Origin of the sequence: Methylocystis sp. Sn-Cys, from assembly GCF_016745395.1 — a bacterium.
Classification (GTDB): domain Bacteria; phylum Pseudomonadota; class Alphaproteobacteria; order Rhizobiales; family Beijerinckiaceae; genus Methylocystis; species Methylocystis iwaonis.
Window position 1 is genome coordinate 213,112 of sequence record NZ_JAERVJ010000007.1, and the last position, 25,092, is coordinate 238,203.

26 protein-coding genes are annotated in these 25,092 nt (G+C 65.7%); 16 read left to right on the forward strand and 10 right to left on the reverse strand.

Annotation, left to right across the window (positions count from 1 at the left end; genetic code table 11):
- Positions 1-16: 16 nt before the first annotated feature.
- From JJT62_RS14710 to JJT62_RS14720, 3 genes are all read left to right on the forward strand, one after another.
- Complete coding sequence (locus tag JJT62_RS14710; protein ID WP_202073523.1) at positions 17-397, forward strand: DUF423 domain-containing protein; 381 nt, start codon at positions 17-19, stop codon at positions 395-397.
- 71 nt (positions 398-468) lie between these two features.
- Positions 469-909 (forward strand): response regulator, encoded by a 441-nt coding sequence (locus tag JJT62_RS14715; protein ID WP_202073524.1) that lies wholly within the window; start codon positions 469-471, stop codon positions 907-909.
- 332 nt (positions 910-1,241) lie between these two features.
- Positions 1,242-3,152 (forward strand): AsmA family protein, encoded by a 1,911-nt coding sequence (locus JJT62_RS14720; RefSeq protein ID WP_202073525.1) that lies wholly within the window; start codon positions 1,242-1,244, stop codon positions 3,150-3,152.
- Between the two features lie 3 nt (positions 3,153-3,155).
- Here the strand turns inward: JJT62_RS14720 and JJT62_RS14725 are convergent, their stop codons facing one another.
- The 3 genes from JJT62_RS14725 to JJT62_RS14735 all read right to left on the reverse strand — a co-directional run bounded on the left by JJT62_RS14725 (position 3,156) and on the right by JJT62_RS14735 (position 5,822).
- The gene (locus JJT62_RS14725; protein WP_246744913.1) at positions 3,156-3,452 is read right to left on the reverse strand and encodes a hypothetical protein; all 297 of its coding nucleotides are present in this window, start codon (positions 3,450-3,452) and stop codon (positions 3,156-3,158) included.
- Between the two features lie 106 nt (positions 3,453-3,558).
- Positions 3,559-3,762, reverse strand: a complete 204-nt coding sequence (locus tag JJT62_RS14730) for a hypothetical protein (protein ID WP_202073526.1) — start codon at positions 3,760-3,762, stop codon at positions 3,559-3,561.
- Positions 3,763-4,097: 335 nt separating this feature from the next.
- Positions 4,098-5,822, reverse strand: coding sequence for a hypothetical protein (locus JJT62_RS14735; RefSeq protein ID WP_202073527.1), 1,725 nt, complete (start codon positions 5,820-5,822; stop codon positions 4,098-4,100).
- Positions 5,823-6,209: 387 nt separating this feature from the next.
- On the opposite strand from JJT62_RS14735, the gene JJT62_RS14740 reads away from it, so the two are divergent.
- The 4 genes from JJT62_RS14740 to JJT62_RS14755 all read left to right on the forward strand — a co-directional run bounded on the left by JJT62_RS14740 (position 6,210) and on the right by JJT62_RS14755 (position 10,313).
- Positions 6,210-6,743 (forward strand): histidine phosphatase family protein, encoded by a 534-nt coding sequence (locus tag JJT62_RS14740; protein ID WP_202073528.1) that lies wholly within the window; start codon positions 6,210-6,212, stop codon positions 6,741-6,743.
- A 30-nt stretch (positions 6,744-6,773) separates the two neighbouring features.
- Complete coding sequence (locus JJT62_RS14745; RefSeq protein WP_202073529.1) at positions 6,774-7,850, forward strand: hypothetical protein; 1,077 nt, start codon at positions 6,774-6,776, stop codon at positions 7,848-7,850.
- Between the two features lie 57 nt (positions 7,851-7,907).
- Positions 7,908-8,981, forward strand: coding sequence for a chorismate synthase (gene aroC, locus JJT62_RS14750; protein ID WP_202073530.1), 1,074 nt, complete (start codon positions 7,908-7,910; stop codon positions 8,979-8,981).
- 327 nt (positions 8,982-9,308) lie between these two features.
- Complete coding sequence (locus tag JJT62_RS14755; protein ID WP_202073531.1) at positions 9,309-10,313, forward strand: histone deacetylase family protein; 1,005 nt, start codon at positions 9,309-9,311, stop codon at positions 10,311-10,313.
- 7 nt (positions 10,314-10,320) lie between these two features.
- Here JJT62_RS14755 and JJT62_RS14760 read toward each other — a convergent pair whose 3' ends face one another.
- Entirely contained in the window at positions 10,321-11,079 is a 759-nt protein-coding gene (locus JJT62_RS14760) for a phosphodiester glycosidase family protein (protein WP_202073532.1), read from the reverse strand.
- A 127-nt stretch (positions 11,080-11,206) separates the two neighbouring features.
- Here JJT62_RS14760 and JJT62_RS14765 point away from each other — a divergent pair, with 127 nt between their 5' ends.
- The 3 genes from JJT62_RS14765 to JJT62_RS14775 all read left to right on the forward strand — a co-directional run bounded on the left by JJT62_RS14765 (position 11,207) and on the right by JJT62_RS14775 (position 13,974).
- On the forward strand, positions 11,207-11,596 hold the full coding sequence (locus tag JJT62_RS14765) for a hypothetical protein (protein WP_202073533.1): 390 nt from the start codon (positions 11,207-11,209) through the stop codon (positions 11,594-11,596).
- Between the two features lie 75 nt (positions 11,597-11,671).
- On the forward strand, positions 11,672-12,754 hold the full coding sequence (ribB, locus tag JJT62_RS14770) for a 3,4-dihydroxy-2-butanone-4-phosphate synthase (protein ID WP_202073534.1): 1,083 nt from the start codon (positions 11,672-11,674) through the stop codon (positions 12,752-12,754).
- A gap of 125 nt (positions 12,755-12,879) precedes the next feature.
- Positions 12,880-13,974, forward strand: a complete 1,095-nt coding sequence (locus JJT62_RS14775; RefSeq protein WP_202073535.1) for a right-handed parallel beta-helix repeat-containing protein — start codon at positions 12,880-12,882, stop codon at positions 13,972-13,974.
- A gap of 22 nt (positions 13,975-13,996) precedes the next feature.
- Here the strand turns inward: JJT62_RS14775 and JJT62_RS14780 are convergent, their stop codons facing one another.
- Both JJT62_RS14780 and JJT62_RS14785 read right to left on the reverse strand, forming a co-directional pair.
- Entirely contained in the window at positions 13,997-14,983 is a 987-nt protein-coding gene (locus JJT62_RS14780; RefSeq protein ID WP_202073536.1) for a tyrosine recombinase XerC, read from the reverse strand.
- 221 nt (positions 14,984-15,204) lie between these two features.
- On the reverse strand, positions 15,205-15,528 hold the full coding sequence (locus JJT62_RS14785) for a DUF1476 domain-containing protein (protein WP_202073537.1): 324 nt from the start codon (positions 15,526-15,528) through the stop codon (positions 15,205-15,207).
- 364 nt (positions 15,529-15,892) lie between these two features.
- Here JJT62_RS14785 and purC point away from each other — a divergent pair, with 364 nt between their 5' ends.
- The 4 genes from purC (at position 15,893) to purQ (ending at position 18,403) form a co-directional block, all read left to right on the forward strand.
- The gene (purC, locus tag JJT62_RS14790; RefSeq protein ID WP_165047872.1) at positions 15,893-16,687 is read left to right on the forward strand and encodes a phosphoribosylaminoimidazolesuccinocarboxamide synthase; all 795 of its coding nucleotides are present in this window, start codon (positions 15,893-15,895) and stop codon (positions 16,685-16,687) included.
- Positions 16,688-16,711: 24 nt separating this feature from the next.
- Positions 16,712-17,278, forward strand: a complete 567-nt coding sequence (locus tag JJT62_RS14795; RefSeq protein WP_202073538.1) for a Uma2 family endonuclease — start codon at positions 16,712-16,714, stop codon at positions 17,276-17,278.
- An 81-nt stretch (positions 17,279-17,359) separates the two neighbouring features.
- Positions 17,360-17,596, forward strand: a complete 237-nt coding sequence (gene purS, locus JJT62_RS14800) for a phosphoribosylformylglycinamidine synthase subunit PurS (RefSeq protein ID WP_202073539.1) — start codon at positions 17,360-17,362, stop codon at positions 17,594-17,596.
- A gap of 117 nt (positions 17,597-17,713) precedes the next feature.
- A complete protein-coding gene (gene purQ, locus JJT62_RS14805; protein ID WP_202073540.1) occupies positions 17,714-18,403 on the forward strand; it encodes a phosphoribosylformylglycinamidine synthase subunit PurQ in 690 nt (229 codons plus the stop codon).
- A gap of 74 nt (positions 18,404-18,477) precedes the next feature.
- On the opposite strand, the gene holA is transcribed toward purQ, so the two are convergent.
- The 3 genes from holA to leuS all read right to left on the reverse strand — a co-directional run bounded on the left by holA (position 18,478) and on the right by leuS (position 22,876).
- The gene (gene holA / locus JJT62_RS14810; RefSeq protein ID WP_202073541.1) at positions 18,478-19,500 is read right to left on the reverse strand and encodes a DNA polymerase III subunit delta; all 1,023 of its coding nucleotides are present in this window, start codon (positions 19,498-19,500) and stop codon (positions 18,478-18,480) included.
- A 153-nt stretch (positions 19,501-19,653) separates the two neighbouring features.
- Positions 19,654-20,154, reverse strand: a complete 501-nt coding sequence (locus tag JJT62_RS14815) for a hypothetical protein (RefSeq protein ID WP_246744914.1) — start codon at positions 20,152-20,154, stop codon at positions 19,654-19,656.
- An 88-nt stretch (positions 20,155-20,242) separates the two neighbouring features.
- On the reverse strand, positions 20,243-22,876 hold the full coding sequence (leuS, locus tag JJT62_RS14820) for a leucine--tRNA ligase (RefSeq protein ID WP_202073543.1): 2,634 nt from the start codon (positions 22,874-22,876) through the stop codon (positions 20,243-20,245).
- A 235-nt stretch (positions 22,877-23,111) separates the two neighbouring features.
- On the opposite strand from leuS, the gene JJT62_RS14825 reads away from it, so the two are divergent.
- A complete protein-coding gene (locus JJT62_RS14825) occupies positions 23,112-23,300 on the forward strand; it encodes a hypothetical protein (protein ID WP_202073544.1) in 189 nt (62 codons plus the stop codon).
- A gap of 246 nt (positions 23,301-23,546) precedes the next feature.
- On the opposite strand, the gene JJT62_RS14830 is transcribed toward JJT62_RS14825, so the two are convergent.
- Positions 23,547-24,131, reverse strand: a complete 585-nt coding sequence (locus JJT62_RS14830) for an HdeD family acid-resistance protein (RefSeq protein WP_202073545.1) — start codon at positions 24,129-24,131, stop codon at positions 23,547-23,549.
- 204 nt (positions 24,132-24,335) lie between these two features.
- Between JJT62_RS14830 and JJT62_RS14835 the strand changes: the two genes are divergently transcribed.
- Complete coding sequence (locus JJT62_RS14835) at positions 24,336-25,010, forward strand: YggS family pyridoxal phosphate-dependent enzyme (protein WP_202073546.1); 675 nt, start codon at positions 24,336-24,338, stop codon at positions 25,008-25,010.
- Positions 25,011-25,092: the final 82 nt, after the last annotated feature.

A 25,092-nucleotide genomic window follows, 5' to 3' on the forward strand; every position in this document is an offset into this window, starting at 1 on the left:
CGAGAGGAGAACCCGCGTGAATAAAGGCGCGATCATTGCAACCATCGCGGCGCTGCAGGGCGCGGCCGGCGTGTCTCTCGCCGCGGCGGCCGCGCATGTCGACGCCAATCCTTTGCTCGCGACGGCGAGCCAGTTCCTGATGATCCACGCCGGCGCCGGATTGGGGCTCTCGGCGCTGGCGCGCAACAAGCCGCTTTTTCCCGGCCTTTTGACGAGCGCCGCTTTTGCCCTGCAGGCCGGCGTGACGCTGTTTTCCGCAGACCTCGCCGCGCGCGTCTATCTCGGCGGGAAGCTTTTTCCTTTTGCCGCGCCGACCGGCGGTTCGCTGACCATCATCGCCTGGCTTGCGCTGGCGTTGTGGGGCGCGAGGAGAATCAGCCGCGCCGACTGCGACTGAATTGCAACAGTCGACAAGCTTTTGAGGCGAGCGCTGGACTCGTGCGATGAACGGCCGCACGATCCTTGCTTATGTCTGTCTCGGACGCGCCACACCCCAGACCCGGCGGCGCATCGAGCGATGCGCCGCAACGGCCGAGCGACCCCCTGCTCGGACGCCGGGTGCTGATTGTCGAAGATGATCCCTATATCTCGCTCGCTCTGGAAGAAACGCTGACGGATTTCGGCCTTGTCGTCGCCGGCTCGGCCCGCACTTTGTCCCAGGCATTGCTGCTCGCGCGAACCGCCGCCTTCGACATCGCGCTTCTCGACGTGAATATTGGATCGGACAGGATCGATCCGGTCGCCGACGCAATTTCCGCGCGCCAAATTCCTTTTGTCTTTACGACAGGTTGCGGGCGGGCCGGGCTTCCCGAAAGCTATCTGCTTCGGCCCATTATCGAGAAGCCTTTTTATGTCGAAGAGATCCTCCGGACGTTGCGCGAGCAGCTCGCTCTCGCGCGAAGCGGCTAACGACGCCTGCCGAACCCTCCCCCGCGTCGCGTGCCGGCGCATGCGTCATGGCCGGGCTTGTCCCGGCCATCCACGCCGCGCAACATCAGCCAATGCCGGAGAGCAATTGGAACATTCGCAACGACGAAAGGAACGGGGCCTTGAGCCTCCAAAGCCCTGCAGGATCTTCATCCGCAGTAATACGCGTCTTGTTAGCCTTGCCCCTCGGCGTGGGTGGCCGGGACAAGCCCGGCCATGACGGGCCCCAGGATGTGTGACACAGGGAGCCATATTTCGTTCCCGCCACTTTATCGCCGCGCTTGCCCGCGAGAACAAATGAAAGCCAAGGAGAGATGAGCTTGTCGTCGGATGCGGAAGGCGATCCCAAGCAGGCGCCCAGCGCGCGAGGCAGGTTTGCGTGGGTTACCGCGAACAAGCGCAACCTGCTGATCGGCGCGCTGACGGCGCTTCTCGGCGTCTGCGGCGCTGCGGTCGCCGTCGCTCCCTGGCTCTATTCCTCGACAGCCGCGCAATCCGCCATCGCCGCACAGCTCCAGGACGCGACGGGCCTCTACATCCAGGCGCATGGCAAGCCGCGCCTCCTGCTGGCGCCCCGCCCCAGCGTGTCGATCGAAGGGGTCGCCTTCGCCGATCACAACGGCGCCCTCGTCATCCAGGCGGAAGAGCTTTTCGGCGGGCTGAAGCTGTTGCCGCTTCTCTCCGGCCGGCTCGACGTCGATTCGATCACCCTGATACGCCCGCGCATCAAGGTCGATCTCGATCAAAAGCCGATCGACGCGCCCGGCGCCGCCGCGCGCGCCGCCGCCACCCAGCCGGCGAGCCCCGCCGCGCAGAAGGCCGATAATTTCCGGCTCGGCGTCCTCAACCTCGTCGACGGCTCGCTGAGGTTGAGACGAAACGGAAAAGACTACGCCGCGGATCGCGTGTCGGCGACGCTCGACTGGCGCAAGATCGGCGAGCCGGCGGCGCTGACCAGCGCCTTCGATTGGCGCGGCGAGCGTCTGCAGCTCATTCTCTGGGTCGCGCGGCCGGGCATGCTCCTGCGCGGCGATCCTTCGGTCGTCACCGCCCGGCTCGATGGCGAAAGCCTGAAGCTCGAGGCGCAAGGCGTGGCGGAAGCGAGCGCCAATGCGCGTTACGCGGGGCGCGTCGCCGGTTCGGCCGCCTCGGTGCGACAGGCGCTCACTCTCTTCGATCTCGATGCGCCCCTGCCCGGCCCCTTCGGCGATGCGCGGCTTTCCGCCCAGGCCGTGATCACGGCGCGAGAAGCCGCGCTCAAAGATCTGCAGGTCCAGGTCGACGGCAATGCGTTCGAGGGCGACCTCACCTTACGCGACGACGACGGCAAGCCCCGCCTGACGGCCGCCTTGAAAAGCGATTTCGTGGCGCTGAAGCCGATGCTCGCCGATGCCCCGCCTCTGCTCGGGCCCGATGGGCAATGGAGCCGCGAGCCGCTCGATCCGCCCAATCTTTCCGGGGTCGACGTCGACCTCGACGTCACCGCCCGCCACGCCCGGCTTGGTCGGCTCACGATCGACGAAGCCCGCATCTTCCTTGCGCTACGCGACGGCGTGCTCGACCTCTCGCTGGCGGAGGCCCAGGCCTATCGGGGCGCGCTGAAGGCGCACGCCACCTTCAAGCCGGCCGACGGCGCGCTGACCGTGCACGCCTCGGCGCAGACCGCCGGCGTCGACGCCCGCGCCCTGCTCTGGGACGCGCTCGGCACGCAGACGCTCGGCGGCGCGCTCGATTCCTCGCTCGCGCTCGACGCCTCGGGCGCCGCCGTCGCCGACATGATGCACAGTCTGAACGGCAGGTTTTCGGCCGCCTTGAGCGACGGCGAAATCACCGGCGTGGATTTCGAACGCGCGCTTCGCCGCTTCGAGAAGCGCCCGCTCTCCAGCGCTCAGGCCGCCCGCTCGGGCAGCTCGGCGCTTCAGAATGCGCGCCTGAGTCTCCTCATCGAAAACGGCGTCGGCGCGCTGAGCGAGGGCGAGGCCCATGGGCCCGGTTTCGCCTTGCGCTTCGAAGGGAGCGCCAATCTCGCGGAGCGCATTCTGGCGCTGAAAGCCGCCGCCCAGGAGGCCGACGCCGCCGGCAAGCCGCGCGATAAGGGCCTGCAGATCGCTTTCGATCTCGCCGGCGGGTGGGACGAGCTGCGCCTCGCGCCCGATCCCCAAGCCTTCATTCGCCGCTCGGGCGCCGCGGCCCCTTTGCTGCCCGAGGCTCCGCCGATCGAATAGTCTTTACACCGCCTCGGTTTCGCGCGGGGCGTGCTCGAGAAGCTCCGTCAGAGAGCTGGGAATGTCGAGATAACGGAACCGCCGCAGCTCGAAGCCGATCCCCACGAGTCCCCAGGGCGGCGTATAGGTCTGCCAGGGCGGGATTTCGCCCAGGACCACGACATAGCCGCCGTCGATCGCCGGCGCGATGCGCTCGACCGTGTAAATAGCGCCACGCCGCAGGCCGCCGTCGCCATAGCGTCCGGGCCGGGCTTCGACGCAGACGACCTCCGTTCCGGGAGGGGTGTCCGGGCTGATCATCTTGCTTCCTCACCTGAAAGCGGGCGGCGCACGCCGCGCCCTCATGCGCTGATATGGAGGGCGCGGCGGCTCCGGAAGCAAGACGCAAATCGTCAGCGCAGGCGGCTCACCAGAATTTGAACAAGCCGAGCAGACCTTTTTTCAACTTCTTACGATCGAGCGCCGCGAGCTCGTCATAGATTTTCCGGGCGTCGGCGCGCAGCGCCAGCAACTCGTCGTCGGGAACCTCGAAGTTGATGGCGGCGAGGCGTAGCTGGCGACGCGCTTCGTCGAGCCTCGTCTGTGCGTCGGCAATCAGAGCATGCAACATTGTTCTCCCCTCTTCAGGTGAGCGTGGCCAATTTTTCGGCGCTTTTTGCCCATCCGCAGGTATTTTAAGCGGAAATGACAGCGATGAAAATGGCGGGCGCCGCGCTGCAAAAACTGGCCCCGTCCTGGTCGAGATCGGCATTTCCTTGGGCGGCGCGGATTGAGGCGGTTTATACGAGATCCGCTTGATTAGTTTGGCGCCATTCCCGACGCTCGTGCTGCGAGCGATCGGGCATCCAGAGCCAAACCAGCGCTTTTGTTACTCTGGATTCCCGATCGGGCCTTCGGCCCGTCGGGAATGAGAAGCCAGTCCCAGCTATTCAAACGGAAACGATATTACCTCTCGGCGACCGCCTCCACCTCCATGCTCTCCAATATGTCCCCCGGCCTGCGCGCCATCGCGTCCAGCGCATTGACGCCCTTCTCGGAGACGAGGCGCACATGCAGCCGCTTGGGCTTCATGACATAGGCGGCCACGGCGTCGGCGATCTTGCGCGCCTTCTCGCCGCCGCCGAACACCACAGCAACGGCGGCGGCTGCCGTTTTGGCGTAGTCGGCGCGCAGCTTGTCGACCGGCTTCTTCTCGGTTTTCGATTCGAGCGCCAGCACCCGCTCGACCAGCGCGCCGCCGTCCAGCGTCAACTCCGCCGACTTCAGCGAGGACGCCAGCAATGCGGCCTTGGAGACGATCGCCATGGGCGAAAAAACGGCCGCCGATACGCCGCCGAAAGTCACATTGAGCGTCGCCGCGCCCATGTCCTTCCCCTCGACGCGCAAGGGCGCAAAAACCGCCTCCTGGGTCTTCTCGCGCCATTCGCCGGCGAGCGACGCCGAGAGATCGAGATTGCGATAGCCTAGCGCCAGAAACTGCCCCGTCGAGGGCGCTTCGCCGCGCGACGCGAGGTCGATGGCCAGCCGGTCCATGCGCCCGGAGAGTTTCGTCGGCGCAATTTCACGGAAGTCGGCGAAATCCGCCTCGGCGCCCGCGAGGCTGAATTTCATGCGCGCGCTCTCGCCCAGCCGCGCGTCCGGGAGATCGCCGTCGAGGCCCTTGGCTTCGATATGGCCGACTTGCGGAAACGGGCTTTCGACGAGAGAAGCGAGACGCGCGTCGCGCAGGCCGAAGCGCTTCAGCGCCAGCCGACCGCCGTCGGAGGCGACGAGCGAGAGATCCTCCAGCGCGAGGCTTCCGACCGCGCCATTGGCGACGCCGCTGGCGGCGATGCGGCCGATTTTCACCGTATAGGGGCTCTCTGCCGGCGCGCCCTTGCCCGTGGCGGCAATCTCACGAATGTCCAGCGACGCCACGTCGAAAGAAGCCGCCGCGTCGATCACATCCTTCAGCAGCGCCGGATCGGCCTCCGCCTTGTCGGCGTCGAATTTCGCCAGCCGGTCGCGAAGCTGCGGGAGAGGGAAAGGCAGCGCCCTCCCCCTCACGCCCGTGACGGCGAGACGGCCGATCGTCGTCGTCACCCGCCCGGCCTTGTCCTCGATAACGAGCTGCTCGACGCTTTCCTCATCGACGACAGGCTTTGTCGTCTCCTGCGAATCGAGGCGCGTCGCGAGCGCGAGATGCGCGAGTTGGCGCAGGTCGATCCCCTTGGCGACGCTCGCGCCCCAGAGATAATGCTGCGCGCCGCCATCCGGTTTTTCCACCGTCTGCTCGGCGCCCGCCGCCCGCAGGACCGCGATCCTGCCTGCGACGACGTCGGCGGCGTCGATGTCGCGATAGGCGCTTCGCTCGACGGCGCCCTCGGCCCTGGTCTCGCTGGTGAGCGCGGGAATGCGAAGACTTTTGGCGGTGAGGCGGGCAAGCCGTCCATCCACAGCTTTTGCGTCGCCCTTGAAGAGATCGGCGAGATCAATGGCCGAGAGGGAAGCGCCTTTGAGCTCCAGATGGGGAATGCGATAGGTCGTGGCGCCGACCGTAAAGGTGAGATTATCCAGGACGATGTCGCTTTCGCCCGCGCGCGGGGCAAGCGGCGCGAGGGCCGCCGCAGCGACGAGGCCGAGGAAAACGAGGCGCGCCAGAACCGCCTTCCTGTGTCTAAGCTCTTGCATGATAGTCACTCTAGGCCCTTGCCCGGGCGGGCGGCGAAGCAGGCAATCGGGTGATAGCTGTTTGGCGTCACGAGCTCCAATACCTCCCCTTTACGGGGAGGTCGGCGGCCAAAGGCCGCCGGGTGGGGTTCGCGCAGCAACGGCAGCCGGTGGGGCTTACCCCACCCGACCCCGCTTCGCGGGGCCACCCTCCCCGTAAAGGGGAGGGATTGGCTCACGCCCAGCTTTCACCCGATTGCCCTAAGGCGAATGGCGGGGCGGAGCTTGCACGGTGGGCCCTACCGGGTAAAGCCTGCGACGATTTCCCCGCATTCCAAGGGGCGTGAGCTGGGTAAATCGAGCGCGCGACAATAGCCGCCGCTTTCGAATGCGTGCTAGAGAGGCGCCATGCGACGACTGCTTCTTCTGCGCCACGGCAAAGCCGACCGACACTCAGCGGGTGGAGACCGCGAGCGCCCGCTCACGCGGCGCGGCGAGGACGACTCCCGCCGCATGGGGGCCTTTCTGCGCGAGGCTGGCATGACGCCCGATCTTGCCGTCGCCTCGAACGCGCGGCGCGCCAAGCAGACGATGGAGCTGGCGCTGCAAGCCTTTCCCGGCCATGTCACGCATGTCGTCGAAAACACGATCTATCTCGCCGAGGCCGACCATCTCCTCGATGTGCTGCGGCAGACGCCCGACAAGGCGCAAACCCTGCTGGCGGTGGGCCATAATCCAGGCTTCGCCGAGCTCGCCGTCTGGCTCGCGGGCAGCGGCGACGAGAAAGAACTCGGCCATATGCGCTCGAGCTTTCCGACGGCCGCGCTTGCCATTCTGGACTTCAATACGGAACATTGGGCCGAGGTCCGCAGAGGCGCTGCGCGGCTGCATCGCTTCGTCACGCCCTCGGCGCTCGGCGGCGACGCCGACGATCCGGACTGAGTTTTACCCAAAGGCGCGGGGGCGTGGCGCATGCTGATCGAAACGCTCGTGACGCTGATCGCCGCCGCCGCGCCCGCCAAGCCGCCGCCGCTCGTCATCGCGCCCGCCGCGCTCTTTTGGCGCACGCCGACGCCCGCCTATGCGCCCGAGAAACGCGCCGTCGATAATTGGCGCGTTGAAAGCGCCCTCTGGCTCGACATGAGCCCGCTCGCCGCGGCGAAACGCGCCCTCGACGCCGACGACAACGAACCGGCACGCTGCGTGAAGCTCAATAATTACTGGTGTGTGAAAAGCGCCGGCTGGAACGGCGAGATCGCCGCCGACGCCGACGGACACGTCGCCTTCGCCTCGGCCGAGGAAGGCGCCGCCGTCGCGGCTTTGCTGCTGCGGCGCTATTACGTCGACTACAAGCGCCACAGCGCCCGCGCCATTATCGAGCGCTGGGCGCCGGCGCAATGCGCGACTGTGGCGGCGCGCGCGACGCCTCCCGCGACAGCCCGGCCGGCTCCGAGCCCGGCGGCGAACGCCGCGCCGGCCTCGCGCGCCGGCATGATGCGCATGCTGCCGCAGCGCATCGTGCCGATGGGGATCGCGCCGCGCGGCTTGCAGAATACGCTGCGGGCCCGCTGGCTCGCCGCACATGGCCGCGGCGATGTCGGCTGGGGAAGGCGACGCGCCGCCCCCGCCGCGCCGGACCTCATCCCTGCGCCGTCGATCATGGCCGGCGTTTCCGAGGCGCGGGCCCAACGCGCCAAAGCGCTGCCGGCCCCGTCGCCCGCCCCCCGCCTCGAGGCGACGGCGTCGCTCGCCGCTTTGCCTGCGGCGCTCCCGCCCCTGCCCACCATCGACTGCTCCGGCGAGCTCGCGCGCATCGGCAATTACGCCGCGCATGTCTCGGAAGGCATCGCCGCGACGCCGAACGACGACCTCGCGCTGTTCGACGCAATGGGGCGCCCCACCGACAATCTCGCCCGGGCGCTTGCCAATATGGCGGCGGTCGAGATCGGCCCGGCCCGGCCGCGCGCGGGGCTGGTGAATGCGGCCGTCGCGCAGCTACGCCGGCTTTTGGAGAACCCGGCGGCGCCCGAAGCCACCTCGCAGCGCTGAACCGGCTGTTGAACCACTGGGTTTGACCCGCCTGCCCGCGCGACTTAGAACGCGCCAATGTCCCACAACAGCTTCGGCCACCTCTTCCGCGTCACCACTTTCGGCGAAAGCCATGGAATCGCCATCGGCGCGATCGTCGACGGCTGCCCGCCCGGTATCGCGCTGACCGAGGCCGACATCCAGGGCTTCCTCGACAAGCGCAAGCCCGGCCAATCGCGCTTCACCACGCAACGGCGCGAGGCGGACGACGTCAAAATCCTGTCCGGCGTCTTCACCGACGCCGAGGGTCGACAGGTGACGACCGGCACGCCCATCGCGCTCATGATCAAGAACACCGACCAGCGCTCGAAGGACTATGGCGAGATCGCCAATAAATACCGCCCCGGCCACGCCGATTACGTCTATGAGGCGAAATATGGCGTCCGCGACTATCGCGGCGGCGGGCGCTCCTCCGCGCGCGAGACGGCGGCGCGCGTCGCCGCCGGCGCGGTGGCGCGCAAGGTGCTCCCCGGCGTCACGATCCGCGGCGCGCTGGTGCAGATTGGGCCGCATAAGATCGACCGCGGCCGCTTCGACTGGGCGGAAGTCGAGCGCAATCCGCTCTTCTGCCCCGACGCCGTCATGGCCGCGCAATGGGCCGACTATCTCGACGGCGTGCGCAAGGCCGGCTCCTCCATCGGCGCTGTTGTGGAGGTCGTGGCCGAAGGCGCGCCGGCCGGCTGGGGCGCGCCGCTCTATGGCAAGCTCGACGCCGATCTCGCCGCGGCCATGATGTCGATCAACGCCGTGAAGGGCGTCGAGATCGGCGACGGCTTCGCGTCCGCGGAGCTGACGGGCGAGGAAAACGCCGACGAGATGCGCGCCGGGCCCACCTTCTTGTCGAACCACGCCGGTGGCGTGCTCGGCGGGATCTCGACGGGACAGCCGATTGTGGCGCGCTTCGCCGTGAAGCCCACCTCGTCGATCTTGACGCCCCGCCGCACGATCAACCGCGCGGGCAATGAGACCGAGATCGTCACCAAGGGCCGTCACGACCCCTGCGTCGGCATCCGCGCCGTTCCGGTGGGAGAGGCGATGATGGCCTGCGTGCTGGCGGACCACTTTTTGCGGCACAGGGGGCAGTGCGGGTGAGCGAAGCCCTCCCTTTAACGGGCAAAGGCGTCATTACACCTCGGGGACGTCATGGCCGGGCTTGTCCCGGCCACCCACGCCGAGGGGCACGGCCCAGCCACGGACAGGACCGGCTCTACGCCAAAGACCGATCCGGGCGACATGCGAGTGGATAATTTTTCGAGGGGGGCCTCCCGCCCCAACACGAGCCGTCACTGCGCGGCGTGGATGGCCGGGACGAGCCCGGCCATGACGGGGTAGTGCAACGGGGAGGTATGTGGCCATCGCCGTGATCTGTGACGAATAAGGCCGACGAGACATACGGAAAATTCGGAGGGAGCCCCAATCATGGCCTCGATCACCCGCCGCGCCGCCCTCGCCGGCGCCGCAAGCCTCGCCGCCGTCGGCGCGCAGGCGGGGGCCTCGTCTACGCTCTTCGTCTCCAACCCGGCCGAACTCGAACACGATCCCGGCCCCGGCTTCCCCGACAGTCCCGCGCGGCTGACAGCAATCTTCTCCCAACTCGGCGAACCCCGCTTCGCCGCGCTCTCGCGTCTCAAGGCGAGCGAAGCGTCGCGCGAGGCGCTGCTGCGCGTTCATTCGGCCGCGCATCTTGCGCATCTGGAACAAGCCGCGCCGAAGGAGGGCCAGGCGCGCCTCGGCAATGACGTCGTCATGAGCGCGGGCACGCTGCGCGCCGCCTATCTTGCGGCCGGCGGCGCCGTCGCAGCGGTCGACGCCGTCATGAAAAAGCAGGCGCGCAACGCTTTCGTCGCCGCGCGCCCGCCCGGCCATCATGCGCGCGCCGAAGCGCCGATGGGCTTCTGCTTCTTCAACAACGCCGCCATTGCCACGCGCCACGCGTTAGCGGCGCATGGCGCCGAGCGCGTCGGGATCGTCGATTTCGATTTGCACCACGGCAATGGCGTGCAGGAAATTTTCTGGGGTGAGAAGAACGTCCTTTATTGCTCGACGCATCAGATGCCGCTTTATCCCGGCACCGGCGCCGTTACGGAGACCGGCGCTTACGACAACATCGTCAATGCGCCGCTGCGCAAAGGCGATGGCGGCGAAGCCTTTCGCGCGGCGCTCGAGGCGCGCATCCTTCCGCGCCTCGACGCCTTCCGGCCGGATATTGTCATCATATGCGCCGGCTTCGACGCGCATCTTCACGATCCGCTCGGCGGGCTGCGTCTCGTGGAAGCGGATTTTCGCGAGGCGACGCTGCGCATCATGGAAATCGCGGCGCGACGCTGTGAGGGCCGCATCGTATCGCTGCTCGAAGGCGGCTATCGCCCGCCCGATTTGGCGGCGTCCGTCGCGGCGCATGTCGGCGCGCTCATGAGCGCTTAGATAAACCTCAACGCGCCGCCTTCTCCACAACGCCAATCAGCGGCCCCATCGGATGAAAGCGGTCATGGCGCGAGATCGAGGGCGCGTAGAGCGCCGAAGCAGAGCCGCCGTCGAGAAAAAGCGCGTCCGGGCACTTCAGCCGCTCGCGAAAGAGCGACGCGAATTGGTGGAAGGTGACCGGCTGGTTCGAGATGGCGAAGCGCACGACATGCCCGTCGAAGACCCCGACGCCGTTGCGGAACTTTTCCGACGTCCCACTCTCGTGAATATGCGGATTGATCCGCCCGCCGACCAGCAGCATCGGCCCGGATTGCGTGGCGTAGGCCGGGCGCACGCCCGATCTTAAGAACCGCCCTGTCTCCGTGACGCCGGCCCTTGCGCCATCGATCCAGAAGACCCCGTTCGGCTTCAGGTGAAAGTTGCCGTCGCCATTCGCCGTATTGGCGGCGTGCGACATTTTGCCCGCCTCGACATAGAGACCCACCGGAGAAAAATCCTCGCCATACATGCCCGCGTTCATCGCGAAGATGAGGCTTTGCCCTTTCGAGGAAAGATCATCGGCGAGACGTGAAAAAGCGCCATAGGTTTCCCCCCGCGCGTCACGCAGAAACAGCCTGATCGACGTTTTCCGCGCGTCATAGTCGCAGACCGTATAGGAGGCGCCCGCTTGCGACATCTCCGCACAGGCGGCGTTGGCGGCGCGCGGCGCGGCGCAGATCAGGCTCAGCGCAAGCGCTGTGGTTAACCGTCGGTGAGCGATGCGCATGAAGCCCTTTCGGAGCTCGAGGAAACGGGCAAGGCCCGCATTTCGATAAAATTGTTGCGAAAAACCGTTTCTAATTGTCAAGATATTGCGCGCATTCATTGCGGAGCGACAAGGGCAGGAGGCTAGATTGCTCGGCTTCGAAATCTGGAAGAACGGCGAGAAGCTCGCAACGGCTGGCGTCAACGAGAACGGCGTCATTTCCTTCATGCTCACCTGGGTCGGCAAGGGAGCCGGAACTCCCTCCCTCCTGGCCGGCGGCCCTGCCATCGAGGGCCTCGATCTGCGCGTGGGCGGCATCGACTCCTCCGATCCCTCCGGGGAGCAGAGCGTCGAATGGATCGAGGATACGGGCCTGCATATCGGCGACAATATCCAAATCAAGCTCGTCTCCACGGACGCCGTCGACGCCCCTGCCCGCCGCGAGCCGACGAACGGCCTTCCGGCGGGGCAGCTCCACTTCCTCCCCTGCGCAAACTGCGGCGCGCCGCGCATCGCAAGCGCCCAGCCGAGCGAATGAGCGCGATTTGAATCGGCGCGCCTGCGCCGCTACATATGCGGGAGCGGCGCCGTCCGGCGCCTTTTGGAGACCCGCTTGTCCCACTCCATCACTGAGGCCATCGAGGCCATTGCGCGCGGCGAGATTGTCGTCGTCACCGACGACGACGACCGCGAGAATGAGGGCGATCTCGTCATCGCGGCGTCGCTATGCACGCCTGAAAAAATGGCCTTCATCATCCGCAATTGCTGCGGCATCGTCTGCGCGCCCTTAACGCTCGAAGAGGCGCGGCGGCTCCATCTTGCGCCCATGGTGGCGCAGAATGACGCGCCGCTCGGCACGGCCTTCACCGTCTCGGTCGACGTGCGCCATGGGCTCACCACCGGCATCTCCGCCGAGCAGCGCTGCAATACGGTGCGGGCGCTGGCCAACGGCAATATGGGCGCGGGCGATTTCGTGCGGCCGGGCCATGTCTTCCCGCTCATCGCCAAGGACGGCGGCGTGCTGATGCGCTCCGGCCATACGGAAGCCGCCGTGGATCTGTGCCGGCTCGCGGGCCTGCCGCCGGTCGGCGTCATCTGCGAATTGGCCAATGACGACGGCACGGTGATGACCGGGTCGCAGATCGTCGAATTCGCGCAAAAGCACGGACTCAAGCTGGTCTCGGTGGCCGATCTCATCGCCTATCGCCAAGCGCGCGAGAAGCTCGTCGAGCGCGTCGCCACCTTCCCGGTGCATACGGAATATGGCGATCTCACCGGCCACGCCTATGTCACGCCCTTCGACAGCGTGCAGCATTTCGCCTTTGTGATGGGCGCGATCGGCGACGGCCGCGACGTGCCGGCGCGGCTGCATCGCGCCGATATTCTCGCCGACGTGATGGGCGGCGCGCCGACCATCAAGAAGACCCTCGCGCGCTTCGCCCGCGAGGGGCATGGCGTGCTCGTCTATTTGCGCGACGGCGCGGCCGGCGTGCCGACCAATGTGGTCGGCCTCCCGGACGAGAACGCCGAAGAGACGCGCAAGCGGCAATGGCTCGACGTCGGCCTCGGCGCGCAGATTTTGAAGGACATCGGCGTGTCGTCGATCCGCCTGCGGTCTTCATCCGCAAAGCCGCGGGCGTTTGTGGGACTGTCGGGATTCGGGATCGAGATTACGGCGGTGGAGCCGGTGGAGTAGCGCTCACCCACCGGCAAGGCATTCAATGCTTGCATAACATGCTCGGGCAGACTTCGGCCTGCCCGGCCAGGCTATAGATTTTATGACACTGCCGGATTTCGAGGGCCAAATATTGGGAGAATATTATGAAACGCTTTCTGATCGCGCTTGCCTTGTCGCTCCTTGCTTTCTCGTCGCCGACGCAGGCCGTCGTCATCGCATCGGTTTCGGATTATGGCGCGAATGGCGCTGACGCGAACGACGACACCGCCGCCTTCAATAACTGCCTCGCCGCCAATAAGACCTGCTGGGTCGACGCGGGCAGTTACATTGTCGGCAATGTGCATATGAACTCGGGAAACCGACTGCAAGGCTTGGCCGTCCAGCAATATGGCATGGACAACGCCACGAACACGGCGACCCGGCCGATCCTCAAAGGCAAGGCGGGCTCGGCCTATCTTCTCGACGTCACATCGGTCACCGACGGCGGCGCGATTGTCGGCCTCTTCCTCGACTGCGCGTCGTCCAACATGACCGGCATTTCACACGGCAGCTTTTCGCTCAGCATCGACAATCTGACTGTCGTTAATTGCGGCGTGGGTCTCGGCGGCGTCAATGCGCCCTATACGAGCTTCATGCGCATCACCAACAGCACCTTCGGCGCTAACAACACCGGAATTTTGAATATCGTCGACTCCTACCTCTCGAACGTCGACTTCGCCAATAATTGGGGGCCCGGACTCGACCTGCGCTCGGGGAGCAACGCCAACACCATCACGAACACACGCTTCGAATGGAACAATGGGCCGGGGATTTCCACCTGGGCCAGCGGCGCCGACGCGGCGTTTGGCAATAATGTTTCGAACTGCTTCTTCGATCGCAACGGCAAGGCCGCCATCGTGCTCGAACATGCGATCAATTGGAACATCTCGAACAATTTCTTCTATCGGAACGGACGCCTCGCAACAGTCGCCTCGGAAAACGCGCAGATCACCATGGCCAATTCGAGCAAGATCACCATCACAGGCGGATCGAGCGAGACGGGCAAGGACAACGATGGGGCTGGCGCGCGCACCCCGAGCTATGTCATCTCCTACGGCTCCGGGAACAGTTACTTCGCGCTGCGCGGATTGATCGCCGGCGGCAAATATTCGGCGACGAATATTCACGGCGGCTACACCGTCGCGCCCACTCTCGGCGCCGCGCCCACGACCGGCAGCCTGATCGACCCGATCTACTGAAATATTCTTGGGCGCGCCGATGCTAATCCGCCCGCGGATGCGCCGATTTATAAGCGTCGAGCAGGCGCTTCTTGTCGACGGCCGTATAAATCTGCGTCGTCGACAACGAGGCATGACCCAGCAGCTCCTGGATCGTGCGCAGGTCGCCGCCCCGACCCAGAAGATGCGTCGCGAAAGAATGGCGCAGCGCATGGGGCGTCGCGCTGTCGGGCAGGCCCAGCGCGCCGCGCAGGCGCTGCACGGCGAGCTGCACGATTCGCGGCGACAGCGGACCGCCCTTGGCGCCCACAAAAAGCGGACCGCCGGAGAGTTCATAGGGGCAGATCGCGAGATAGGATTCGATCGCGCGCCGCACGGGCTCGATCACGGGAAGCGTGCGCGTCTTGCCCCCTTTGCCGGTGATCGTCACCCGGTCGACCCCGCCGATCGGCGCATCTTTGTGCGCGATCGACAGCGCCTCGGAGATGCGCAGCCCCGCGCCATAGAGCAAAGCGAGCACGGCCGCGTCCCGCGCCAGCACCCAGGGTTCGCGCGCCTCGCCCGCCCGCTGCTCGGGGTCGATGAGATCGCGGGCGTCTTGGACGGCGAGCGCCTTGGGCAGGCTGTGCGGCTTCTTGGGCGCGCGCACGGCGCCGAAGAGATCGGTTTTGGCGAGCCCCTTCTTTTCTAAAAAGCGCAGGAAGTTGCGAATGGCGGCGAGCGCCCGCAGCAGCGAGCGGTTCTCGAGCCCCTCATTACGGCGCTTGGCCAGATAGGCGCGCAAATCCGCCGGCTGCAAGGCGAGGAGCGCAGCAGAATCGGGCCGGGCGCCGAGATGTTCCGTGAGAAAGGCCAGAAAGCCGGCGACGTCGCGCCCATAGCCGTCGATCGTGTGACGCGAGGCGCGTTTCTCGCCCGCGAGCGCCCGCAGCCAAAGGCCGGCCTCTCGGGCTATTTGCGGCGCGGCGGAAAACCGCGCGGCGTCGGGCAGAGGCTTCGGACGGGCGATTTGAGAAGAGGATTCGCGCATGGGCGGAGCTTCGCGCGCAAAGCTTAAAAGAACGCCTTTGGACCGCTCGTCATTGCGAGGAGCGAAGCGACGAAGCAATCCAGAGCAGCCATTGCGGCTCTGGATTGCTTCGCTCCGCTCGCAATGACGGGGAGCCTGAAGGCTCGCGGTCCAGCGGCACAGCGGCAATGGCCGGCCTCCCCATTAAGGGGAGGCATTGCCATTCGCGGGCGCCCGCTGCCTTACTCGCCCGCCTGGATTTCCGCCTTGGCCTTGGCGAGCATCTCGTCCATCGTGCGACGGATCTGATGTTCGGACTGGTCGACGCCGGCGGCCTCGAAGTCCTTTTTCACCGTCGCGATGACCTGCTCATCGGCATGCGCGGAGACTTCCGCCGCCACCAGGGCCTCGGCATAGGCCTGGGCGTCCGCGCCCGTCTTGCCGAGCTTCTCCGCCGCCCAGAGGCCGACGAGCTTGTTGCGGCGCGCCTCGGCGCGGAATCTCAGCTCTTCATCGTGGACGTAGCGTTTCTCGAACGAATCTTCGCGCTGGTCGAAAGTGCTCATGTCCATTCCTCGGCCGGTTTTGTCTTTATATTGGAATCCGGCGGCGAATCCGCCGCGCGCCGCATCTTGAATGCGCCGCACGCATATAGGCGAAAACTGCGTCCGGCGCCAATGCCAAGCCGCCTTTGCAAAATATTCGGGCGCCAATGGCAAAAAAAGGCGAAACGCAGCCAAAAATAGCGCGTTGTATCGGCTATCCGTTTCGGATAAAGTGAGGCGTCGCCTTTATAAGGCGGCCACTGGCTTGTCACTGGCCCCCAAAGACGTTACGACCGCGCATCGTTGCGGTCGGTCACCTTTAGCCCCCCGCTCCCTGGACGAATCCCGGTCGCGGGACCATATCGGAGGAGCCGCGGCCGACCCCATGGACTTTCTCAAGCCCCGGTTGATCCCAATGAACCGCCGTCGCCGTATCTACGAAGGCAAGGCCAAGGTCCTCTACGAGGGCCCGGAGCCTGGCACGTTGATTCAGCATTTCAAGGATGACGCCACCGCCTTCAACGCCAAAAAGCATGAAGTCATCGATGGCAAGGGCGTCCTCAACAACCGCATCTCGGAATATATCTTCCAGAACCTCAACAACATTGGGGTGCCGACGCATTTCATCCGCCGGTTGAACATGCGCGAGCAGCTCATCCGCGAGGTCGAGATCGTTCCGCTGGAAGTCGTCGTGCGCAACGTGGCCGCTGGCTCGCTGGCCAAGCGCCTCGGCATCGAGGAAGGCACGCAGTTGCCGCGCTCGATCATCGAGTTCTACTACAAGAACGACGCGCTCGACGATCCGATGGTGTCGGAAGAGCATATCACCGCCTTTGGCTGGGCGACGCCCCAGGAGATCGACGACATCATGGCGCTCGCCATTCGCGTCAACGATTTCCTCTCCGGCTTGTTCCTGGGCGTCGGCATCCGCCTCGTCGATTTCAAGATGGAGTGCGGCCGGCTGTGGGAAGGCGACATGATGCGGATCGTCGTCGCCGACGAAATCTCGCCCGATAGCTGCCGTCTGTGGGACATCAAGTCCAACGACAAGCTGGACAAGGACCGCTTCCGCCGTGATCTCGGCGGGCTGGTGGAGGCCTATACAGAGGTCGCCCGCCGGCTCGGCATCATGCAGGAAGGCGAAACTGTCCGCGTCGGCGCGCCCAAGCTGGTGCAATAGGAGACCGACCAGAAAGAGGAGGCCATGGGCGTCCCTTTTCTCGACCCTCGACCGATGAACGCGGAGGAATTCTTCGCGTTCACCGCCGCACGCCCCGACGACGAAAAATGGGAGCTGATCGAGGGGGAGCCGGTCTTGAACGCGTCGCCCAGTTTTCTGCATCAAATCATTGCGACTAACCTCATTGTTCTGCTTGCCCAGCTCGCACGAGAAACCGATGCGAAATGGGTGGCGGTGCCTGGGATTGGCGTGCGCCTCTCAGCGATCAACGTCCCTGTCCCCGATGTGCTGATTCGCCCGAATGATCGGCTAGCAGGCGTCGAATGCAACGACATGATCGTCGCTTTCGAAGTCCTTTCTCCATCGACGGCCAACAAGGACCTGCGCTGGAAGCGCAAAGCCTACGCCGCTTTGCCCTCGCTTTTTCAATATGTGGTCGTCGCTCAAGACGCCGTCGAAGTCGTCTCCTACGACCGCAAGGCCGGCTTCGCCGAGCGCCGTTTCGAAACGGCCGACGCCCAGCTCGACCTGCCGATCATCGGCACGCGACTGTCGCTCCGTGACATCTATCGCGACACGGGCCTCCTCTAGCGAGCGCGCCCCGCGCGGAACGCTTGCCCTTTTCGCGCAAGGCCGCTAACCGTGTCGCCAAAGAAACGGAAATCGAGCCCCATGAAAGCACGTGTCGTCGTCACCCTGAAAAACGGCGTCCTCGATCCGCAAGGCAAGGCGATCGAAGGCGCGTTAAACGCGCTCGGCGTCGAGGGCGTCGCCAGCGTCCGTCAGGGCAAGGTGTTCGACGTGGAGATGGCGGGCGCCGACCCCGCCGCCGCGAAGGCGCAGCTCACCGCCGCCTGCGAGAAGCTCCTCGCCAACACCGTCATCGAGAACTACCAGATCGACCTGTGACATTCGCGCCCGTCATTGCGAGCGCAGCGAAGCAATCCAGAGCCACACCGGGGCTCCGGATTGCTTCGTCGCTTCGCTCCTCGCAATAACGTGGTTGATAGGAAGTGAGTTAAAGACATGAAAGCCGCCGTCATCGTCTTCCCTGGCTCCAATCGCGAAGGCGACATGGCGCGCGCGCTCGAGCAGGCGACGGGGAAGAAGCCCGCCATGCTCTGGCACGCCGACCATGAGCTGCCGGCCGGCCTGGACTTGGTCGTTCTGCCCGGCGGCTTCTCCTATGGCGACTATCTGCGCTGCGGCGCCATCGCCGGCCGCGCCGCCATCATGGATGCGGTGCGGGCGCATGCGGCGCGCGGCGGGCTGGTGCTCGGCGTCTGCAACGGCTTCCAGATTCTCTGCGAGAGCGGCCTCCTGCCGGGCGTGCTGATGCGCAACGCCAATCTGCGCTTCGTCTGCAAGATGCAGCATCTGCGTGTCGAGCGAAACGACACGGCCTTCACGCGCCACTACGCCAAGGGTCAGGCAATCGAAGTTTGCATCGCCCATGGCGAAGGCAATTACGAAGCCGACGACGCGACCATCGAGCGGCTGGAGGGCGAAGGGTTAGTGGCTTTCCGCTACTGCGATTCGGCGGGCGTCATAGGCGGCGCCGCGAATCCGAATGGCTCGCGCAACGACATTGCGGGGATCTATTCGGCACAGCGCAACGTGCTCGGGCTAATGCCGCATCCCGAGAATCTCATCGACCCGCTGGTCGGCGGCGTCGATGGCCGCGCGCTGTTCGAGAGCCTCGCCAGCGCGGCTTGAGCGGAATAGGACCGCGAGCCTTCAGGCTCGCTTAAAAAATGCGAGCCTGAAGGCTCGCGGTCCGAGACTCGCAATCACCTTCGCCGCGCCGCCTTCGCGACCCGCCACAACGCCCGCTCGGCCTCCATTTGCGCGCTTGCCGCATTGGCGCGGGCGCGGGTTTGGGCCTCGCGCAGCGGCTCGATCAGCGCGGCGAGACGCAGCGAGGTCCAGGCCTTGAGCTGCTCCTCCATCAGGGCGCGATGCATGAAGCCGAAGCCGGCGCGAAACAGCGCCGTGACACCAGCGTCCGTGCGTCCACTCTCGCGCTCGATCGTGAGCCGCGCGCGATGCAGCGCCACGGCGTAACGCAGCGCGCCGAAGAGGACCGCGCCCGCGTCGCCCCCTTGCGCGAAATAAGCATCGAGCGTCTCGCCCGCGTCGCCGGCAAAAGCCGCCGCTAGAACTCGGTCAGAAGCGATGCTCGAGGCATGCGCGACGATCGCCTCGACATCCGCCGCTTCGACATGCTCGCGCCCATGCATGTAAAGGACGAGCTTGGCGAGTTCGGCGCGACTCATGAGCCGATCCTCGCCCAGCGCCGCGAGGAGAAGCGCGCGCGCTTCCGGCGTCGCGACAAGATTGGCCTCACGCAGCGTGCGGTCGACGAGGGCGTGAATATCCTGCTCGGTGTCGGGCAGGCATTCGATTCCCGCCCCCTGCTTCGCCCCCTCGACCAGCTTGCGCAGCGGCGCGTCCTTCTTCAGCGCACTGGCCGTCAAAACCACGGTGCAGGCGGCGGGCGGCGCCGAGACGAGCGAGGTGACCGCCGGAATAACGGATTTCGCGCCGGTCTCGACGAGAATGGCGCGCCGTCCGCCGAAAAGCGGCGTGGTGTTGGCTTCATCGAGGAGCGTCAGCGGATCGGAGGCAACGGCGTCGCCCGAGAGCTCCACGAACTGGAAGGGATCGTGGCGATCGTCCACGCGCTTGCCGACAATTGCGAGCGCCCGCTCGCGCACCATGCCGGCGTCGGCGCCATGGACGAGAAAGAGAAAGATATTCTCCGGCGGAGACGCAACGAAGCGCTCAGCCTCGCGGCCCGAGACGGCGACCAAGGTTCAGCCCCCTCCCTGTCCCTGCCCCGCTAACGGGGATGACCGTCATTGCGAGCGCAGCGAAGCAATCCAGAGCCGCGGGCGTTGCTCTGGGTTGCTTCGCTGCGCTCGCAATGACGGCGTAGTGGATAAACGCGCCACCCCTCTCCCGCGTCAGCGCGAGAGGGCCGGGGCCCGCGCCGCCATCTCTGTCGCAACGCGCGTGCGGATCGAATCCGCGATCACCTTGGCGTCGCGTATCTCGGCGTCGCGCGCGGCGCGGACATTGGCGAAGCGGTTCGAGAAGCGATCGTAGCTCGCAATGTTGAAGGCCGTCCCCTTGGTCACTTCCACATTCTGCGGCACAGTGACGAGGCGATAGTCGGCGTCGGCGATGACGGTGGCGGATGTCGCGCGGCCGGTGACCGTGTCGAGGATCGGCGTCTGCACGCGCTCGCGCAGCGTGATGGTGAGGCGATAGCGCGGCTGAACCGTCGAGCCTGTGCCGTTGAAGGCGTAGATCAGCTCATTGTGGAGATAATGGCCCATGCGGCCCTGAATCTCGTCGACTTGAATTGCCTGAAGCTCCGAGGCGAGCGGCGAGGAATCAAAAGCGCCATTCGCGCCGTAGAGCGGCTCGATGCAGCCGCCGAGCGGAAGGGCGGCGGCCAACATCAGGAAAAAGCCCCGCAACCGTTCGGACCGCGCGCCTTCGGGCGCGCATGGCGTCGGGCGAGCCTGAAGGCTCGCGGTCCAGAGTCGCTCAAACGACCACATTGACGATCCTCTTCGGCACGAGAATGAACTTCTTCAAAGGCTTGCCCTCGATGGCGCGGATGACGCCCTCCTGAGCCAGCGCCTCCTGGCGAATGGTTTCCTCATCGGCGTCATGCGCCACGAGAATTTCCGCACGCTTCTTGCCGTTCACCTGCACAGGCAAGCTTATCATATCCTGCGCCACGAGCGCCGGCTCGGCAATGGGCCACGGCGCCTCAGATACCAGGCCTTTGTGACCAAGATCCTTCCAGCATTCCTCGGCCACATGCGGCGTCATCGGCGCGACGAGGCGCGCCAGCGCATCCGCCGCCTCGCGGAAGGCGAAGGCGAGATCGGCGCCGACAGGGGTTTCCGTCACGGCGTCGAGCGCCGCCGTCAGCTCATTCACATATTCGCGGTTGCGGGCGATGGCGCTGTTGAAGCGCAACCGCTCGATATTCTCGCTCACCAGGGCGACGGTCTTATGCGTCGCCTTGCGAACTTTGAGCGCCTCTGGGCCTATCTCCGCCGGCGCCTCCGCCCCGAGAGGCGCGGCCACGCGGCCGAGCTCGCCGGTGATGCGCCACAGGCGCTGGACGAAGCGCCAGGCGCCTTGAGCGCCTTCGTCGGACCAGATCACGTCGCGGTCCGGCGGGCTGTCGGAGAGCACGAAGAGCCGCGCGGTGTCAGCGCCATAACTCGCCACGATGTCGTCGGGGTCGACCGTGTTCTTCTTCGACTTCGACATCTTTTCAATCGGCCCGATGTCGACCTCGGCGCCGCCGTCGAGCAGGAAGGCGCGGCGTCCGCCCTCCCCGCTTTCGATCCGGATCGCCGCGGGCGAAACCCACTGCCCGTCGGCGCGGTAGGTCTCGTGCACGACCATGCCCTGCGTGAAGAGGCCGGCGAAGGGCTCGGCGACGGCCGCATGGCCGCTGTCGCGCATGGCGCGGGCGAAGAAGCGGGAATAGAGCAGATGCAGGATCGCATGCTCGATCCCGCCAATATATTGGTCGACGGGCAGCCAGCGCTTCAGCGCTTCCGGGGCCGCGGGAGCCTCGGCGTTGTGCGGGTCGGTGAAGCGCGCGTAATACCAGGACGAATCGACGAAGGTGTCCATCGTGTCGGTCTCGCGGCGCGCCGGCTTGCCGCAGGAGGGACAGGGGACGTTCTTCCAGGTCGGATGGCGATCGAGCGGATTGCCCGGCTGGTCGAAGGTGACGTCCTCGGGCAGCCTCACCGGCAGGTCGGCGTCCGGCACCGGCACGGGACCACAGGTCTCGCAATGGACGATGGGGATCGGGCAGCCCCAATAGCGCTGGCGCGAGACGCCCCAGTCGCGCAGCTTGTAATTCACCTTGCGGACGCCCTGCGGCGCGTTGGACAGCGCCGTCGTCTCAAGGCGGTTGGCAACCTCCTCCTTTGCCTGCTCGACGGTGAAGCCGTCGAGGAAGGAGGAGTTCACGAGCTTGCCGTCGCCGTCGAAGGCCTCGCCGCTCTTGGCGATCTTCGCTTCGAGTTCAACGGGGTCAACGCCTTCCGGGCAGACCACCGCCTTGAAGCCAAGGCCGTATTTGATCGCGAAATCGAGGTCGCGCTGGTCATGCGCCGGACAGCCGAAGATGGCGCCCGTGCCGTAGTCCATGAGAATGAAATTCGCGACATAGACCGGCAGGGACCAGTTCGGATCGAACGGGTGGACAACGCGCAGCCCCGTATCGAAACCCTGCTTCTCGGCGGTCTCGATCGCCTCCGCCGAGGTGCCGCCGCGACGGCATTCATCGCAGAAGGCGGCAAGCGCGGGGTTCTTCGCGGCGGCGGCCTTGGCCAGCGGATGGTCGGCGGCGAGCGCGACAAACTTTGCGCCGAAGAGCGTGTCGGGCCGCGTGGTGAAGACCTCGACCTCGCGCGCCTCGTCGAGCGGCTGCGAGAGCGCAAAACGCACCAGCATGCCTTCCGAACGGCCGATCCAGTTGCGCTGCATGAGGCGCACCTTGTCGGGCCAGCGCTCCAGCGTATCGAGCGCTTCGAGCAGCTCGACGGAATAGCTGGTGATCTTCAAAAACCACTGGGTCAGCTCGCGCTGCTCGACAAGCGCGCCGGAGCGCCAGCCGCGGCCGTCGATCACCTGCTCATTGGCGAGCACGGTCATATCGACCGGGTCCCAATTCACCTTGGATTTCTTGCGGTCGACGATGCCCGCTTTCAGAAAATCCAGAAAGAGCTTCTGCTGGCGGCCGTAATATTCGGGGTCGCAAGTCGCGATCTCGCGCGACCAGTCGAGCGACAGGCCCAGCGTTTTGAGCTGGGCGCGCATGGCGGCGATATTGGCGTAGGTCCATTTGGCCGGATGCGCGCCGGTCTGCGCCGCGGCGTTTTCCGCCGGCAGGCCGAAGGCGTCCCAGCCCATCGGATGCAGAACGTCGAAACCTTTGGCGCGCATATAGCGGGCGATGACGTCGCCCATGGAATAGTTGCGCACATGGCCCATGTGGAGGCGCCCCGACGGATAGGGGAACATCTCCAGCACGTAATATTTGGGCGCCTCGGGCTTCGTCCCCGCCTTGAAGACTTGCGCCCCCTCCCAGACCTTCTGCCAGCGCGGCTCGGATTCGGCGAAATTATAGCGGTCGGGTCTCATCTGCGGCGGCTGTCCGGTGGGAGGCGTGAATGTGCGCCTCTAAATGCCGGGCGGGAGGGGGGATGTCAAAGGGGACGGCCACGCCCGATGGGGCCGACAGCGTTATATCTGGCGCCATGACAGCCCAGGTCCTTTTCAATCCCCTTGCTTATACGACCAGCTCACCCGCGGCGGGTTCTCGCCAGAGCAGGCGCGCGCCTCGGCCGAAGCGCTGGAGACCGCCTTTTCCGAAAGCGTGGCGACAAAGACGGACATCGCCGAACTCAAGCACGGAACAGAGCTGCTGCATCGCGACTTCGCCGAGGCCGAGGCGCGGCTTCGGCTGGAGATTTCCCAGTCCAAGAACGACATTTTACGCCGGGTTTTCGGGTTCAATCTCGCGCTGATCGGGGCGGTTTTCGCCATCATAAAATTCGCGCACTAAAAGCCTTGCATGGTCCCTGCAAGGCCTCACGTGCGGCCCCGTGGCTCCGATTCCACAAACCCTACGTAGCCGCGTCATGCCCGCGCTTGTCGCGGGCATCCACGCCGGGACATTACGAGAGAAGAAGCGGCGTTGTTCTGCTCATGTTCTCAGCTTTTCCGTGGCGGCGCGGCGTGGATGGCCGCGACAAGCGCGGCCATGACGCCGGAACACGTCTGCTCGTTAACCCAAATTCGGAGCCCTGGCTTACGCGGCCATTCTCTCCGCAGGCTTCGCCGCGAGCCCCATCGCCACCCAGCCGACGCCCTCGAAGATGAGATTCACGCCCAGGAAAAGCCCGAGGATATAAAGCCCCGACACGGGCCATTCGGCGAGAATCAGCACGCCGAGCAGCAAGCTGAGGCCGCCAGCCAGCGCGATGAGCTGCCAGCGGCTCAAATCGCGCAATTGATAGGCGAGGACGAGCTTCATGATCCCGCCCGCGATCAGCAGCGCGCCGACGAGCGCCGTCAGCGACATGGCCGCGACGAGCGGATAGCGCGCGGTCGCCAATCCCGCGAAGACCGTGATCGCGCCGACGACGCCCCACAGCACGGCGCGCCCCATGGGGCGGATATGAAACGCGGTGACGATCTCCCAGCCGCCCGCGACGACCATCGCCGCGGCGATATAGATCACAGTGACGATCGTCGCCGCAAAGACGTTGAACAGCGCAAAGACGCCGCCGGCGATAAAGAGCGCGCCCAAGGCGACGATCCAACCCCATTTGGCCCGGCAATGGGCGGTGTGGACGGCAAAAGGTTCGGTGGAAGAGGCTTCGATATGGGTCATTTTCAACCTCCCGGCCGCGCCGCTCCGTTGGCGGCGGCAAACATCGCAGACCTAACGGCTTCGAGAGGAAGGGGTTCCCTATGCGTAAGCTCCGCCGCCCTCGATCGCGGCAAAAGCGCTATCGGGGCGTCTCATTCTTCCCGCCCATGGATTTTCGACCTCGGCCGTAATATCCGTTCAGCGAGCCCCCGCGAGAGTGAGCCATTGTCCATCATCGACCGCCTGAACAACGCCAAAGACGCCATCGCGCGCGCCGCCTCGGATTGCGGCCGCGACCCCGCGACCGTCACGCTCGTCTGCGTGACCAAGACCTTCCCGGCCGAGGACGTGCTGCCGCTGCTCGACGCCGGCCAGCGCGTCTTCGGCGAGAACCGCGTGCAGGAGGCCATGGGCAAATGGCCGGCGCTGCGCGAGAAATTTCCGGGGATAGAGCTGCATCTCATCGGCCCGCTGCAGTCCAATAAGACCAAGGAAGCCGTCGAGACCTTCGACGTGATCCAGAGCGTCGATCGCGAGAAGATCGCGCAGGCGCTCGCCGAGGAGATGAAGAGACAAGGCAAGCGCCCGCGCCTCTTCATTCAGGTCAACACCGGCGCCGAGCCGCAGAAGGCGGGGGTTCTGCCGCAGGACGCCGACGCCTTCGTCGCCGCCTGCCGCGACAAATACGGGCTGGAGATTGCGGGGCTCATGTGCGTGCCGCCGGTGGACGAGCAGGCCTCGCCGCATTTCGCGCTGCTCGCGGATATCGCCAGGCGCAATGGCGTGCCGGAGCTCTCCATGGGCATGAGCTCGGATTTTGAGCTCGCGATCCAGCTCGGCGCCACTTATGTCCGCGTGGGGTCGGCGATCATGGGGACGCGGGAGTACCCGCAGGCCTGACCCCCTCCCTGTCCCTCCCCCGTTTCACGCTATCGGATTCACACATCGTAGAAGGTCAGCGCGGCTCCGAACTTTATTCGTC

What these genes read in the sequence shown, in the direction of transcription:
- JJT62_RS14760 (WP_202073532.1), bottom strand. Translation starts at nt 11,079, where the DNA reads ATGCGCATCGCTCACCGACGGTTAACCACAGCGCTTGCGCTGAGCCTG.
- leuS (WP_202073543.1), bottom strand. Translation starts at nt 22,876, where the DNA reads ATGAGACCCGACCGCTATAATTTCGCCGAATCCGAGCCGCGCTGGCAG.
- JJT62_RS14785 (WP_202073537.1), bottom strand. Translation starts at nt 15,528, where the DNA reads ATGAGCACTTTCGACCAGCGCGAAGATTCGTTCGAGAAACGCTACGTC.
- JJT62_RS14815 (WP_246744914.1), bottom strand. Translation starts at nt 20,154, where the DNA reads ATGTTGGCCGCCGCCCTTCCGCTCGGCGGCTGCATCGAGCCGCTCTAC.
- purQ (WP_202073540.1), top strand. Translation starts at nt 17,714, where the DNA reads ATGAAAGCCGCCGTCATCGTCTTCCCTGGCTCCAATCGCGAAGGCGAC.
- JJT62_RS14740 (WP_202073528.1), top strand. Translation starts at nt 6,210, where the DNA reads ATGCGACGACTGCTTCTTCTGCGCCACGGCAAAGCCGACCGACACTCA.
- JJT62_RS14830 (WP_202073545.1), bottom strand. Translation starts at nt 24,131, where the DNA reads ATGACCCATATCGAAGCCTCTTCCACCGAACCTTTTGCCGTCCACACC.
- aroC (WP_202073530.1), top strand. Translation starts at nt 7,908, where the DNA reads ATGTCCCACAACAGCTTCGGCCACCTCTTCCGCGTCACCACTTTCGGC.
- purC (WP_165047872.1), top strand. Translation starts at nt 15,893, where the DNA reads ATGGACTTTCTCAAGCCCCGGTTGATCCCAATGAACCGCCGTCGCCGT.
- JJT62_RS14795 (WP_202073538.1), top strand. Translation starts at nt 16,712, where the DNA reads ATGGGCGTCCCTTTTCTCGACCCTCGACCGATGAACGCGGAGGAATTC.
- JJT62_RS14775 (WP_202073535.1), top strand. Translation starts at nt 12,880, where the DNA reads ATGAAACGCTTTCTGATCGCGCTTGCCTTGTCGCTCCTTGCTTTCTCG.
- JJT62_RS14720 (WP_202073525.1), top strand. Translation starts at nt 1,242, where the DNA reads ATGAGCTTGTCGTCGGATGCGGAAGGCGATCCCAAGCAGGCGCCCAGC.
- JJT62_RS14725 (WP_246744913.1), bottom strand. Translation starts at nt 3,452, where the DNA reads ATGATCAGCCCGGACACCCCTCCCGGAACGGAGGTCGTCTGCGTCGAA.
- JJT62_RS14715 (WP_202073524.1), top strand. Translation starts at nt 469, where the DNA reads ATGTCTGTCTCGGACGCGCCACACCCCAGACCCGGCGGCGCATCGAGC.
- purS (WP_202073539.1), top strand. Translation starts at nt 17,360, where the DNA reads ATGAAAGCACGTGTCGTCGTCACCCTGAAAAACGGCGTCCTCGATCCG.
- JJT62_RS14745 (WP_202073529.1), top strand. Translation starts at nt 6,774, where the DNA reads ATGCTGATCGAAACGCTCGTGACGCTGATCGCCGCCGCCGCGCCCGCC.
- JJT62_RS14755 (WP_202073531.1), top strand. Translation starts at nt 9,309, where the DNA reads ATGGCCTCGATCACCCGCCGCGCCGCCCTCGCCGGCGCCGCAAGCCTC.
- JJT62_RS14735 (WP_202073527.1), bottom strand. Translation starts at nt 5,822, where the DNA reads ATGCAAGAGCTTAGACACAGGAAGGCGGTTCTGGCGCGCCTCGTTTTC.
- JJT62_RS14780 (WP_202073536.1), bottom strand. Translation starts at nt 14,983, where the DNA reads ATGCGCGAATCCTCTTCTCAAATCGCCCGTCCGAAGCCTCTGCCCGAC.
- JJT62_RS14730 (WP_202073526.1), bottom strand. Translation starts at nt 3,762, where the DNA reads ATGTTGCATGCTCTGATTGCCGACGCACAGACGAGGCTCGACGAAGCG.